This window comes from uncultured Tateyamaria sp. (genome assembly GCF_947503705.1).
Classification (GTDB): Bacteria; Pseudomonadota; Alphaproteobacteria; order Rhodobacterales; family Rhodobacteraceae; genus Tateyamaria.
Map to the genome: position 1 here is coordinate 429,594 of NZ_CANNES010000001.1, position 13,635 is coordinate 443,228.

The window sequence follows — 13,635 nt, forward strand, 5'->3', positions numbered from 1 at the left end:
AATCCGGACAGCCGCAAACCTGCTTGGATAAATTTCCTTTTGAAGGCGGGGATTTGCCGGCTACGCTCACAACCACAGGTTTGTACGATTTTATTTTGGTACGTTTTGCTCGCAAGAGCACTCATGGAATTGGAATAGTTATATGAAGAGATTTTTGCGCCCCGGCGCTGCCTTCGCCCTTGGGCTCTTGGCCGCCACGACACTCAGTGCTCAGGACAATGCGCAGGTTGTGAACCCCCTATTGTTCAACGCGATACCGCTGGATCGCAGCGATTTTCGTCTGAAATCGGCACCCGCCGCGCCATTGGATCGGCGCACCTCGCGCGAGGTTCGGTTAGAGATGAACATCTCGTATCTCGACCGGGAGATTTTCAATCCCGTCTCAGGCGACTACGATCCTGTGCGCCTGCGCGGTTATTCCGATGCGCTGAACACCGGCACACCGTCATCGGCCCTTGTCGGCCCCACAATCGAAGTGTCGCCGGGCCAAACCGCGCGTATCAAGCTGAACAACAACATGCCGCCTGACGCGACTTGCAACATGGGCAAGGGCGGCAGCATTAACACGCCCCATTGCTTTAATGGCACCAACCTTCACACCCATGGCTTGTGGGTCAATCCAGCGGGCAATGGTGACAACGTCCTGATTTCGATCCGGCCTGGTGTGTCGTTCGAATACGAATACGCGATCCCTGACGATCATCCGGCGGGCACCTTCTGGTATCACCCGCATTTGCATGGCTCGACCGCGTTGCAGGTATCCAGCGGGATGTCTGGGGCCATCATAATCCGTGACAACCGCGCCCCTGTGCCCGACAGCGATGGCGGATTTGCCCGCACCGGCGATCTGGACCGGCTGTTGGTGAACGAGGATATGCAACCCATTCAGGACCGCGTTCTTGTCTTGCAGCAGATTCAATATGCTTGTCGCGACGCAGACGGCGCAATTCAGACCAATGCAGACGGCACCTATCGGTGCGACGAGGGCCAGGTGGGTGGCATCGAAGGCTATGACCAGTTTGGGCCCAACACATGGCCCACATCCGGGCGCTATACCTCGGTCAATGGCGAAGTGCTGGGCCGCTTGGCGGAGGCAACGGTTGGCGTGCCTGAACGCTGGCGCATGATCCATGCGGGCGTCCGCGACACCATCAACTTTGAGATCCGCCCCCGGATCGGCGACGGCCCCTTTCGCGGGATTGCGTCCGCAGACACCGATAGCTGGATCGAGGAAAATTGCGGCCCGGCCCTGAACTATCACGTGGTGGCACAGGACGGCCTGACCATGTCAGCGGCGCAGCAGCGCGATCAGGCGATCCTGCAACCCGGCTACCGTGTGGACGCTTTGGTGACCTTTCCCGAGGCGGGTGAATACTGTGTGGTGGATGGCGATGCCCCGGCTGTGGCCAGCATCGGCACACCCGAACCCAGCCGCCGTTTGCTGGGCGTGGTAACAGCAACGGGTGATGCACCTGCGGGTGTGAGCGGCACGGAATGGTTGACCGAGTGGCTGATGGCCGCGGCGGCCCGAACCATGCCCGACGACGTGGTGGACCGTATTCAGGGCGACTTGGCGGATGGTTTGCGGCTGTCGGCCTTTGTGCCCCATCCGGACGTGACCGACGATGAAGTGACTGGCTATCAGGAACTCGCCTTTAATATTGATCTGTCCCTGCCTGGTGCCGCCCTCTTTGAGATCGACGGCAAACCCTATGATGCCAATCGCGTCGACCGGCTGTTGGCTCTGGGTGATGTTGAGGAGTGGACGCTGAAATCCGACTTTGACGGCCATCCGTTTCATATCCACGTGAACCCGTTCCAAGTGGTCAAAATCCTCAACGCCGATGGGGTCGATGTCAGCGCATTGGGCAGCGACGACGGGGGCGATCCGCAATATGGCGGCCTCAAGGGCGTGTGGAAGGATACGCTTTGGGTCAAGAACACCGGCAAGACGGCTGACACGCAATACACCGTCGTCGTGCGTACCCGGTATCAGCGCTATATCGGTGAGTTCGTGCTGCACTGTCACATCCTGGATCACGAAGACCAGGGGATGATGCAAAACGTCAAGATTGCCTTGCCCGACGGCAGCGGCGGCGTGGCGATGGCCCACCACTAAGATACCGATTGGCCGGGCAGCATACGCGTTGCCCGGCCCTTTCATTTCAGTCAGGCGCGGCATGATGCCGGGCCCCTTTTTCAAAAATCAGAGAGCATTAGCATGACCCATAGATCCATTTTTACTCCCTCGCGCCGAACCGTTCTGAAAACCGGGGCTGCCGCAGGCGTCGCCGCCTTTGCCCCCGCCATCCTCCGCGCCCAGGGCAAACGCGTGCGCAAGAACGTGGCGAGCCCCGAGGCGGCCAAGGACGTTCAAAGCTATAAGGATGCGGTGGCGGCGATGCTGAAACTGCCCGCTGACGATCCGCGCAACTGGTATCGGGTGGCCATGGTCCACCTTATGGATTGCCCGCATGGGAATTGGTGGTTCACCACCTGGCATCGCGGTTACTTGGGCTATTTCGAACAACTGTGCCGCGAGATGAGCGGGAACCACGACTTTATGCTGCCCTATTGGGATTGGACGGCAAGCCCGGACGTGCCCGAACAGATGTTTGGCGCTGCCAATCCGCTGGACCCTGTGAACTATGTCATCGACGACAAGGGCACCTATGGGTACATCCCCGATTTTGCCACCTTTGAAAATCAGGTTCGCGGGCCGATGGAAGCGCTGTGGAACGCCATGACGGTCGATCAAAAGACGGAACAGGCCAAGCGGATGAACCCGGATTTCAAAACGTTCTGGTCCGATCCCGCCAATGGGGCCGTCGCCTCGTTCCAGGTGCCGCATCATGCGCGGCTCGCCACGGCTGCCAATCCGTCGCTTGATGTGAATGCCCTGCCTTTGGTGACCCTCGACACGATCCTGAGCGCGCTGGCCCCCACCGATTTTGCGGGCGACGGCGTTACCTTTGAAAACGAGGTCACGAGCACGCACCAGGGTGCGCCGCATGGCTCCGCTTCGTTCAGCATGCTGTCGAACTCGCACAACAAGGTGCACAACAGCATCGGCGGTTATCTTTATGAGAAAAGCGAGGGTAACTACAGCTATGAGCCGCCTTACGGCCTGATGACGAACAACCTGTCGCCGCTTGATCCGGTGTTCTTCCTCCATCACGGCAACATTGACCGGCTGTGGGATGTCTGGACCCGCAAGCAAATTTCGATCGGCCAGCTGATCCGGCCCAATGACGACCTGATAGACGACTACAAGACCGAACCCTTCCTGTTTTTTGTTAATGGCAAGGGGGAGCAGGTAACAATGGACAACACCGCCTGGGATTACTTTGACATGGCGCGGTTCGACTACACCTACGAGCCCGGTTCGGGCGAAGAAGTGGTGCGCGCACCCGCCAGCAAGCTGGTCGCCCAGCGCAATGCAGGCAGTGCGACACTACCAGCGGGGGCCGCACTCGCCCTGAGGATTTCCGAAGGGCTGGCGCAGTCGGTCGAACAAGGACCGGCAGATGCCCAGCACTTTGCGCAGGTCACGTTCATCCCGCCCGCACAGGCGCAAGGTCAGGTGTTTCGCTTGTTCATCTCGCCCGAAGGCGCGGACGCCGATATGGACCCGAACGGGCCAGAATTTGCGGGCAGCTTCAGCTTTTTCGGCCAACCACATCACCCGGTGCCCACCACCTTCACCCTGCCTATCGACAAGACGCTGGACCAGATGCAGGAGAGCGGCGTGCTCGAACCTGGCGCGCCCATTGCCTTTACCCTGGTCATCGCAGGCAGCGGTACAGTGATCACCAGCGAGCGGACCGATGCAGGCCAGTTGCAATCGGTGGACGTGCAGGTCCTGTCGTCAAGCTAACCAAAACAAACCCTGCGGGCCTCAGAACCGGCCCGCAGGCCCCCGGATACGTCACAAAGGGCGTGACAAAGGCAAGCGCAGCCTGTGTTTGCAACTGGACACCCATGACCCGCAACACTAGTTTGCGCCGCAACCTGCACCCCCCTTTCGGCTGCACGATCCGCAGCGCCATTTGAATAGTGTGAACCATGACGCCTGATGACATCCGCAAAAGCTTTCTGGACGAGATGAAACAGCAAGGGTCCGTGCCGATCCCTGCCTCTAGCGTTGTGCCGGAAAATGATCCCAGCACCCTGTTTGTGGGCAGCGGCATGCAGCCCATGGTGCCTTATCTGTTGGGCCTCGATCACCCGATGGGCAAGGATCTGGTCAACGTTCAACCCTGCATCCGCACCGGCGATATCGAGGAAGTGGGCGACCTAACCCACCTGACCTTCTTTGAGATGATCGGGCGTTGGGAACTGGGCGCTGACCCCGACACTTACAAGGCCCAGCAAATTCGCCGCGTGATGGAGTGGCAGGTCAACGTTCTGAACCTCGACCCCAACCGCCTGTCCGTTTCGATCCACGCGGGCAACCCCGACCTTGGCATTGATTTCGACAATGCGAGCCTCAAGGTCTGGAAAGAGTTCTTTGCCGCCCACGGTATCGACGCCAAGGTCGAAGACGAGCCGTTCAAATACGGCGCCTCACGCGGCGGGCGCATCTTTGTCTATGACGATGGCGAAAACTGGTGGTCGCGCGCAGGCGTGCCCAGCAACATGCCCGTCGGTGAACCCGGCGGCCCCGACAGCGAAATGTTCTTTGACCACGATCCCGATGGCGACGTGATGCTTCATCCCGCCGAAGGCGGTGACCGTTTCGTCGAGATCGGCAACAACGTCTTCATGTCCCACAAGCGGACTGAGGCGGGCTTTGAGCTTTTTGAGAAGCCCAACATCGACTATGGCGGGGGGCTAGAGCGTATTCTGGCCGCCGCCACCGGCGTTGCAGACGTCTATCGCTCGCCCTTCTTTACCGGGCCGATGGCTTGGCTCGAAGAGAACTCCGGCAAGACCTATGACGCAAATGCCCGCGCTTTCCGCATCGTGCTGGACCATTGCCGCGCAACCGTGTTCCTGCTGGCCAGCGGCGTGTACCCGTCCAACAAAGATGCCGGTTACGTCGTCCGCCGCCTGATCCGCCGCGCCGCGCGCGTGGGCCGGACCCTTGATTTCGAAGGGCCGTTCCTCGCCGAACTGGCCAAGGTGTTCATCGCGGAATCCGAAACCTACACCTTTGTGCAGGATGCCCGCGAACAGGTTCTGAACGCGCTGGAGCAGGAAGAGGCCCAGTTCCTCAAAACCCTGCGCAGCGGCGAACGGGAAATCCGCCGCTTCATGCAGAACGACGTGGTCACGGGCCGCGTGGCCTTCCACTTCTACGAGACCTACGGCTTCCCGCTGGAACTGACCAAAGAGCTGTTGGAAGAAGAGGGCAAAACGATTACCGAGCCAGAGGGCTTTGACATCGCCGCCAAGGAACACTCGGTCGCCAGTAAATCCGCATCGACTGCGAAATTCGCCGGCGGTCTGGGCGACAAGAGCGAAACGACAGTCTCGTTCCACACGGCCACGCACCTTTTGCTGGCGGGCTTGCGCGAAGTACTTGGTGACCACGTCCACCAGCGCGGCAGCAACATCACGCCAGAGCGTATCCGGTTCGATGTGTCGCACCCGCAAAAGATCACCAAGGACGAGTTGGCCGAAGTGGTCGAATTTGTGAACAAGGCAATCGCCGCCGAGGCGTCGGTGCACTCCTTCGAGATGGACAAGGAAGAGGCACGCGAGGCCGGGATCGAAGGCAGCTTTTGGGAGAAGTATCCCGAACGGGTTACGATTTACGAGATGAAGGATGCCGACGGCAACGTCTATAGCCGCGAGCTGTGCGGCGGCCCACACGCCAAAAACACAAAGGAACTGCAGCAATACGGCACCTTCAAAGTGCTGAAGGAAGAAAGCAGTTCTTCAGGCGTGCGTCGGATCAAGGCTGTCATCGCCTAGGCAACCGTCCTCTACATCAAGATTTGAACGCCCCGTGCCACCCTGCACGGGGCGTTTTTTGTTTGTGCTCACGCGAAAGCGTTACCGAATTTACACATAGAGCGCATGTAGTGTAACATTTTGATTGAAGCGAATCTTCCACAGCCCTATCTTGCCGCCCAAGGGAGGACCGACATGGACGCTTGGATTTGCGACGCGCAACGTACGCCGATTGGCCGCTATGGTGGCGCTTTGTCATCTGTGCGCACCGACGATCTGGCCGCTGCGCCCATTGCCGCACTGATGGCCCGCAACCCCGACGTCGATTGGTCCGCTCTTGATGACGTGATCATGGGCTGCGCCAATCAGGCGGGTGAAGACAACCGCAATGTGGCGCGCATGGCAGCCCTGTTGGCGGGCCTGCCCGTCGACGTGCCGGGGATCACGGTCAACCGCCTCTGCGCCTCTGGCCTTGATGCGGTCGGAATGGCTGCGCGCGGGATCAAGGCAGGCGACTTGGACCTCGCCATCGCGGGCGGGATCGAAAGCATGAGCCGGGCGCCCTTTGTTATGCCAAAGGCCGAAAGCGCATTCAGCCGCGCGAACCACGTCTATGACACGACCATCGGCTGGCGGTTCGTGAACCCCCGGATGAAGGCGGATTACGGCATCGACAGCATGCCCCAGACCGCTGACAACGTGGCTGAGGATTGGGGCGTATCGCGCGCCGATCAGGATGCCTTTGCGGCCGGGTCTCAGGATCGTTGGGCCAGAGCACATGCCGCCGGTGCCTTTGCCGATGAAATCACACCCGTCGCCATCCCCCAGCGCAAGGGTGATCCAGTCATCGTCGATACCGACGAACACCCCCGCCCCGGCACTGACGCGGCCAAGTTAAGCACCATGCGCGGCATCAACGGGCCGGATAAAACGGTGACGGCTGGCAATGCGTCTGGCGTCAATGACGGGGCTGCCGCGCTTCTGATCGCCTCGACCGAAGCAGCTGCCAAACATGGCCTCACGCCGATGGCCCGCATCGTCGGCATGTCTGCCGCGGGGGTGGCCCCTCGGGTGATGGGCATCGGCCCCGTGCCTGCCACCCGCAAAGTGCTGGACCGCGCGGGCCTGTCCATCGACCAGATGGACGTCATCGAACTGAACGAGGCTTTCGCCGCCCAAGGCCTTGCCACCTTGCGCGATCTGGGCGTGGCCGACGACGACCCGCGCGTAAACGGCCAAGGCGGCGCCATTGCCATCGGTCACCCCCTGGGCATGTCCGGCGCGCGATTGGTTATGACTGCGGCCTATCAACTCAAACGCACCGGCGGGCGCTATGCGCTTTGCACTATGTGCGTCGGCGTCGGCCAAGGGGTCGCGCTTATCCTGGAAAGGGTCTGAAAATGTATGCACAGATGATCAAATCCGAGGCCACGCAAGACGATCCAGTCAAGCTGGCCGTCTTTCAGAAACGCATCGATGCGGGCGACAAGATCGAGCCCAAGGATTGGATGCCAGAGGGTTATCGCAAGACCCTGATACGGCAAATCGGCCAACATGCGCACAGCGAAATCGTCGGCCAACTGCCCGAAGGCAACTGGATCACGCGCGCGCCATCGTTGGAGCGTAAAGCGATCCTTTTGGCCAAGGTGCAGGACGAGGCTGGCCATGGCCTCTACCTATACTGTGCCGCCGAAACGCTGGGTGTCAGCCGGGATGAACTGACCGAAATGCTGCTGGACGGACGGATGAAATATTCATCGATCTTTGCCTATCCGACCCTGACCTGGGCCGATATGGGGGCTGTTGGCTGGCTGGTCGACGGGGCCGCAATACTCAACCAGGTGCCGCTGCAACGCACCAGCTTTGGACCCTATGCCCGCGCGATGGTCCGCATCTGCAAAGAGGAATCGTTTCACCAGCGCCAGGGTTTCGACATTATGATGAAGATGGTGAACGGCACCGCCGCGCAAAAGCGGATGGCTCAAGATGCCCTTGATAGGCTCTGGTATCCGTCCCTGATGATGTTCGGCCCGTCTGACGCCGAAAGCGTGCATTCCGAACAATCCATGGCCTGGAAGATCAAGATCAACGGCAACGACGAGCTGCGCCAAAAGTTTGTGGATCAAACCGTGCCGCAGGCAGAATACCTGGGCCTGACAATCCCGGATGAGCACCTGAAATGGAATGAGGACAAGGGCGGCTATGACTTCAGCCAACCGGATTGGTCCGAATTCTTTGACGTTCTGAAAGGCAACGGCCCTTGCAGCACCGAACGGATCGAGGCCCGGCAAAAGGCCTGGGACAATGGCGCGTGGGTGCGCGAGGCACGAATGGCCCACGCCGCCAAAAAACGCGCCGCCAAACTCGCAGCGGAGTGATCAACATGTCCAACGAATGGCCCCTGTACGAAGTGTTCATCCGTGGTCAGCACGGGCTGTCCCACCGGCATGTCGGCAGTCTCCATGCCAGCGACGCAGAACATGCGATCCAGAATGCGCGCGACGTGTACACCCGCCGCAAGGAAGGCGTGAGCATATGGGTCGTCCCTGCGGCGCAAATCACCGCCTCGTCGCCAGAGGACAAGGGCGCGCTCTTTGATCCAGCGGATGACAAGGTGTACCGCCACCCGACCTTCTTTGACATTCCCGACGATGTGGGGGCGATGTGAGCGTGTCTGATCGAACTTCGGGCCTCATTCGCATGGGCGATAACACATTGGTCTTGGGCCAGCGGTTGTCGGAATGGTGCGGCCACGCACCTGCGCTGGAAGAAGACATCGCGATGGCCAACACTGCGCTGGATCTGATCGGGCAGACGCAACTTTGGCTGGGCTTGGCGGCAGAGCGGAAAGGACAGGGCCACAGTGCCGATGATTTGGCATACCACCGAGACGCCTGGGATTTTCGCAACCTGTTGTTGGTTGAACAGCCCAACAGAGATTTCGGCGTGACGATGATGCGGCAGTTCCTGTTTGACTGCTGGCATCTTGAGGCGCTCAAGGCCCTGACCGCCCACGCAGATGCCGAGATCAGCGCCATCGCCCAGAAGTCTGTCAAAGAGGTGACCTATCACCGCGAACGATCGACCGATACGGTGATCGCCCTTGGAGACGGCACCGAGCAAAGCCACAAGAAGATGCAGGCGGCCCTTGATCGGCTCTGGCCCTATGTTGGTGAAATGTTCACCGCTGATGACGATGATCTGATGGATGTCGCCGCCCTGAGGCCCGGGTTTGACGCGCATGTGATGGCAAGTCTGACCGAGGCGACACTGACCCGCCCCGACAGCGACTTTGCCCACCAAGGCGGCAAGACCGGCGCGCGGCACAGCGAGCATCTAGGACATATGTTGGCCACCATGCAGTCGCTGCCGCGCAGTTACCCGGACGCCAAATGGTGACCACGCGACCCTCAGTCGATGACGTTTGGAGCTGGTTGGTAAATGTGCCCGACCCGGAAATTCCCGTGATCTCGCTGGTCGATTTGGGCGTGATCCGAGGCGTGGAATGGCAGGACGAAACGCTGGTTGTTACAGTCACACCCACTTATTCCGGCTGCCCCGCTACCGCGATCATCAACATGGAGATTGAGGCAGCGCTGCGCGCCAAAGGCATCGAAAATCTTTCTCTTAAAAGGCAAATTGCGCCCCCATGGACGACCGATTGGATGTCAAAGGCGGGTCGCGCCAAGCTGGAAACCTACGGCATCGCCCCACCGCAACCGGCAGGCGGACCCAGCCGTTGCCCACATTGCCAATCGACCGCGGTCGAAAAGATCAGCCAGTTCGGATCAACCCCGTGCAAGGCGCAATGGCGCTGCACCGACTGCCTGGAACCCTTTGACTATTTCAAGTGCATCTGATGGCCCAATTTCATCCCCTCACCGTCACAGACATCCACCACACGATTCGCGACGCGGTTGTTCTGACGCTGGAACCCGACGACCCGGCGGTGTTCAAATTCACTCAAGGGCAGTACCTGACCTTTCGCAAGGAATTCGACGGCACGGTCTTGCGCCGCAACTATTCGATCTGTTCGGGGGCGGATGACGGTACGCTGCAAGTGGCGATCAAGCGGGTGGATGGCGGCGCATTCTCGAACTACGCCAACGAGGATCTGCGCGTCGGCGATCGTCTCGATGCGATGCGGCCCATGGGCAATTTCTATTCCGATGTGTCGTCGGACAGGGCGAAGTCCTATCTCGGTTTTGCTGGTGGGTCTGGCGTCACCCCCGTTCTGTCGATCCTGCGCACGGCCCTGACCCGCGAACCGGAAAGCACCTTTACGCTCGTCTATGCGAACCGCGCCGTGCACACGATCATGTTCCGAGAGGAACTTGAGGACCTCAAAAACCGGTTCATGGAGCGGTTGACGATCGTCCATGTTCTGGAATCGGGCCAAGATATCGACCTCTTTTCCGGCCGCATTGATCAAGACAAATGCACTGCCCTTTTCAAGACCTGGATCGACATCGACCAGATCGACATTGCCTTTATCTGCGGACCAGAGCCGATGATGATGGCCATCGCCGAAGCGCTGAAAACCCACGGGTTGCGCAAGGATCAGATCAAGTTCGAACTGTTTGGCGCAAGCCAAGAGGGCCTGCTGGCCCGCAAGGCCGTGTCGAAGCGCAAGACCGATAAGGGCACCGCCGCCCTGGTCACGCTGGACGGTACGACCCACAGCATCGAGATGACCAAGGACCAATCGGTGCTTGAGGCGGCCCTGTCTCAAAACCTTGAAGCCCCGCATGCCTGCCGCGCGGGCGTCTGTTCCACCTGCAAGGCCAAGGTGACGCAAGGCGAATACGAGATGCTGATCAACCATTCGCTTGAAGACTACGAGGTCGAGGCGGGCTTTGTCCTGACCTGTCAATGCTACCCGCTCAGCGACACGCTGGTCGTGGACTACGATCAACATTAGGGGGCGACGATGCGCCAGGTTCACAGTTTTGCCGCCGGTCAGTGGATTGCGCCCGGCGCGGGCGCGCGGCCCATCGAAAGCGCGATCACCGGAGCCGTCATCGCGGAAGCCGGTAATGATACGCTGGATGTGCAGGCCATGCGCGGCTTTGCCCGGGACGTGGGTGGACCGGCACTGCGCGCGTTGACGTTTCATGACCGGGCGCGGATGCTCAAGGCGCTGGCATTGCATCTCAAAGAGCACCGCCAGACCCTCTATGACCTCAGCTTTGATACCGGCGCGACGCAGGCCGACCACCTCATCGACATCGACGGCGGGATCGGCACAATGCTGGTCTATGCGTCCAAAGGGCGGCGCGAGATGCCCGATGCCCAAGTTTACCTGGATGGCCCACCCGAGCAGTTGGGACGTGGCGGGCAATTCCATGGCCGCCACATCTGCACGCCCTTGCAGGGCACAGCGCTTCACATCAATGCGTTTAACTTCCCCGTCTGGGGGATGCTGGAAAAACTGGCCCCGACCCTTTTGGCCGGTGTCCCTGCGATCATCAAACCGGCGACGGCGACGTCTTATGTGACCGAAGCCTGCGTGCGGCTGATGATCGATAGCGGGCTGTTGCCGGATGGCGCGTTACAGTTGATCAGTGGCGGGGTCGGCGACCTGCTGGACCATATGGATTGCCAGGACGTGGTGACCTTTACCGGGTCTGCCAGTACCGGCCTGCACCTGCGCAGCCATCCGAACCTGCTCGCCAATGCAGTGCGGTTCACGGCGGAGCAGGACAGTCTGAACGCCTCGGTCCTTGGTCCGGATGCGGTGTCGGGCACGCCGGAATTTGATCTGTTTGTCAAAGAGGTCGGGCGCGAGATGACGGCCAAGGCGGGGCAAAAATGCACCGCGATCCGGCGCATCATGGTGCCAGAGGCGCAGCTAGAGGCCGTGATCGACGCGATCAGCGCAAGGTTGGCCAAGGTCACCATCGGCGATCCACGCGAAGCAGACATCAAGATGGGCGCACTCGTCTCTAACACGCAGAAAAACGACGTTCTGGACAAGGCGGCAATCATCGGATCAGAGGCCGATCGCGTCTTTGGCGACCCGGAAAACTTTGCCATGGCCGACAGCCAAGGTGCGTTTTTGCCGACGATGTTGTTCCACTGTGCCGATCCTGATAGCGCCAAGGCCGTGCACGACATCGAGGCCTTTGGCCCGGTTTCAACCGTCATGCCTTACCGCAGCCTCGATCACGCGGCGCAGATGCTGAACCGGGGCAAGGGATCGCTGGTTGCCTCTGTCATCACCCGCGACGGGGATGTAGCCCGCGAGATCACCATGGCGTCTGCTGCGTTTCACGGACGGCTCTATTTCAACAACCGCGACAGCATGGCCGAGGCCACAGGGCACGGCGCGCCAATGCCGCATTTGGTGCATGGCGGCCCGGGCCGGGCAGGCGGCGGCGAGGAATTGGGCGGCATCCGCGCCGTCACCCACTACATGCAGCGCACCGCCATTCAGGGCAGCCCCGACATCCTGTCGGCCATCGGCGGTCAGTGGGTGCCGGGTGCTACCGAAGAAACGGACCATCCGCATCCCTTTACGCGCCCTTTCGCAGAGTTGGCCATTGGCGACACGATCCACACCGCTGCACGAAAGGTCACGCTGGACGATATCGAAACCTTCGCCCATTTCACCGGTGATACCTTTTATGCCCATATGGACGACGACGCGGCTCGGGCGAACCCGTTCTTTCCTGGGCGGGTGGCGCATGGCTACCTGCTACTCAGCTTTGCGGCAGGTCTGTTTGTCCAACCTGATCCGGGTCCCGTTCTGGCCAATACGGGCCTCGACAATCTGCGCTTTATGAAACCCGTTGAACCGGGCGACAGCATCAAGGTTCGCCTCACGGTCAAGGCCAAGACGCCGCGCAATGATGACTATGGCGAAGTGCGCTGGCATGTTACCCTCAGCAATCAAAATGATGAGGCTGTGGCCGAGTATGAGCTGCTGACGATGAATGCCTGAAACCGCCTATGACCAAAGCATTGCCGCGCTGTCCGATCTGGGGCCAATGCGCGTTTGGTCTTTGTTAGTAACTGTTTTTGGCGATCTGGCGCAGGATACGGCGCTTGATGGCCCCACTCTGTCCACCATCATGGCAGGTATTGGGATCAAGCCTGAGGCAACGCGCGTGGCGCTGCACAGGCTGCGCAGCGATGGGTGGATCACCTCGCAAAAGACCGGCAGGACGAGCCTGCATCAACTCTCTGCCAAAGGGTACGAGAAAAGCGCCGCGGCCAGCCCGCGCATCTATGGCAGGCCCAACCAGATGGGGCGCGGGGCGCAGGTCATCCTGATGGCAGAGACAGGCAGTGCGCTTGACCCTGTGGACTATGCTCAGATCGCGCCGCGTTTGTTTATTGCGGGGGCCGATGCACCGCTGCCCGATAGCGGGATGCAGATGCAGCCGATGGACTTGCCCACCTGGCTGGGCGCGCAATTTGAAACGCCTGCGATGCGCGAGGCCTACAAAGCGCTGCACGCCACCTTGCTTGAGATTGATGAGGCGTTTCCCGACCCGGCCATCTTCACGCCGCTGCAAAAAGCGGTCCTTCGGGTGATGATCGTGCATGGTTGGCGGCGGCAAACGCTCAAACACCCCGACCTGCCGCGCGCCGCCCATTCGCCGGATTGGCGCGGACATGACTGCCGGGCGCTGGTCATGACCCTCCTCGATCGGTTCGAACGACCTACTCTGGATGCAATCAAAGCGGCCTAAACCACGCTTTCCCCCCACGTGGCCCCGCGTTATAGGGTGG

The 13,635-nt window shown here is 60.3% G+C and carries 11 protein-coding genes; all 11 read left to right on the forward strand.

The window, feature by feature from the left end:
* Window positions 1–142 precede the first annotated feature (142 nt).
* Entirely contained in the window at window positions 143–2,119 is a 1,977-nt protein-coding gene (locus Q1A44_RS02145) for a multicopper oxidase family protein (protein ID WP_299618910.1), read from the forward strand.
* 102 nt (window positions 2,120–2,221) lie between these two features.
* Window positions 2,222–3,877 carry a tyrosinase family protein gene (locus tag Q1A44_RS02150; RefSeq protein ID WP_299618913.1) on the forward strand — a complete coding sequence of 552 codons (1,656 nt, stop codon included), beginning with the start codon at window positions 2,222–2,224 and terminating at the stop codon, window positions 3,875–3,877.
* Window positions 3,878–4,065: 188 nt separating this feature from the next.
* On the forward strand, window positions 4,066–5,919 hold the full coding sequence (locus tag Q1A44_RS02155; RefSeq protein ID WP_299618916.1) for an alanine--tRNA ligase: 1,854 nt from the start codon (window positions 4,066–4,068) through the stop codon (window positions 5,917–5,919).
* 174 nt (window positions 5,920–6,093) lie between these two features.
* Window positions 6,094–7,296, forward strand: coding sequence for a 3-oxoadipyl-CoA thiolase (pcaF, locus tag Q1A44_RS02160; RefSeq protein WP_299618919.1), 1,203 nt, complete (start codon window positions 6,094–6,096; stop codon window positions 7,294–7,296).
* Between the two features lie 2 nt (window positions 7,297–7,298).
* Window positions 7,299–8,276, forward strand: a complete 978-nt coding sequence (gene paaA / locus Q1A44_RS02165; RefSeq protein WP_299618922.1) for a 1,2-phenylacetyl-CoA epoxidase subunit PaaA — start codon at window positions 7,299–7,301, stop codon at window positions 8,274–8,276.
* 5 nt (window positions 8,277–8,281) lie between these two features.
* Window positions 8,282–8,566: a 1,2-phenylacetyl-CoA epoxidase subunit PaaB gene (paaB, locus tag Q1A44_RS02170; RefSeq protein WP_299618926.1), complete on the forward strand. Its 285-nt coding sequence runs from the start codon at window positions 8,282–8,284 to the stop codon at window positions 8,564–8,566.
* 32 nt (window positions 8,567–8,598) lie between these two features.
* Complete coding sequence (gene paaC, locus Q1A44_RS02175) at window positions 8,599–9,297, forward strand: 1,2-phenylacetyl-CoA epoxidase subunit PaaC (protein WP_299621323.1); 699 nt, start codon at window positions 8,599–8,601, stop codon at window positions 9,295–9,297.
* On the forward strand, window positions 9,291–9,758 hold the full coding sequence (gene paaD, locus Q1A44_RS02180; RefSeq protein WP_299618929.1) for a 1,2-phenylacetyl-CoA epoxidase subunit PaaD: 468 nt from the start codon (window positions 9,291–9,293) through the stop codon (window positions 9,756–9,758). Before paaC ends, paaD begins: the two co-directional genes overlap by 7 nt.
* Window positions 9,758–10,819, forward strand: a complete 1,062-nt coding sequence (locus Q1A44_RS02185) for a 2Fe-2S iron-sulfur cluster-binding protein (RefSeq protein WP_299618933.1) — start codon at window positions 9,758–9,760, stop codon at window positions 10,817–10,819. The genes paaD and Q1A44_RS02185 overlap by 1 nt, the downstream gene beginning before the upstream one ends.
* A gap of 9 nt (window positions 10,820–10,828) precedes the next feature.
* On the forward strand, window positions 10,829–12,841 hold the full coding sequence (gene paaZ / locus Q1A44_RS02190; RefSeq protein WP_299618936.1) for a phenylacetic acid degradation bifunctional protein PaaZ: 2,013 nt from the start codon (window positions 10,829–10,831) through the stop codon (window positions 12,839–12,841).
* Window positions 12,834–13,595, forward strand: coding sequence for a PaaX family transcriptional regulator C-terminal domain-containing protein (locus tag Q1A44_RS02195; protein ID WP_299618940.1), 762 nt, complete (start codon window positions 12,834–12,836; stop codon window positions 13,593–13,595). Before paaZ ends, Q1A44_RS02195 begins: the two co-directional genes overlap by 8 nt.
* Window positions 13,596–13,635 lie beyond the last annotated feature (40 nt).

Coding starts and splice junctions, on each gene's coding strand:
- Q1A44_RS02145 (WP_299618910.1), top strand. CDS start 143: ATGAAGAGATTTTTGCGCCCCGGCGCTGCCTTCGCCCTTGGGCTCTTG.
- paaA (WP_299618922.1), top strand. CDS start 7,299: ATGTATGCACAGATGATCAAATCCGAGGCCACGCAAGACGATCCAGTC.
- Q1A44_RS02185 (WP_299618933.1), top strand. CDS start 9,758: ATGGCCCAATTTCATCCCCTCACCGTCACAGACATCCACCACACGATT.
- Q1A44_RS02155 (WP_299618916.1), top strand. CDS start 4,066: ATGACGCCTGATGACATCCGCAAAAGCTTTCTGGACGAGATGAAACAG.
- paaD (WP_299618929.1), top strand. CDS start 9,291: ATGGTGACCACGCGACCCTCAGTCGATGACGTTTGGAGCTGGTTGGTA.
- Q1A44_RS02150 (WP_299618913.1), top strand. CDS start 2,222: ATGACCCATAGATCCATTTTTACTCCCTCGCGCCGAACCGTTCTGAAA.
- paaZ (WP_299618936.1), top strand. CDS start 10,829: ATGCGCCAGGTTCACAGTTTTGCCGCCGGTCAGTGGATTGCGCCCGGC.
- paaC (WP_299621323.1), top strand. CDS start 8,599: ATGGGCGATAACACATTGGTCTTGGGCCAGCGGTTGTCGGAATGGTGC.
- Q1A44_RS02195 (WP_299618940.1), top strand. CDS start 12,834: ATGCCTGAAACCGCCTATGACCAAAGCATTGCCGCGCTGTCCGATCTG.
- paaB (WP_299618926.1), top strand. CDS start 8,282: ATGTCCAACGAATGGCCCCTGTACGAAGTGTTCATCCGTGGTCAGCAC.
- pcaF (WP_299618919.1), top strand. CDS start 6,094: ATGGACGCTTGGATTTGCGACGCGCAACGTACGCCGATTGGCCGCTAT.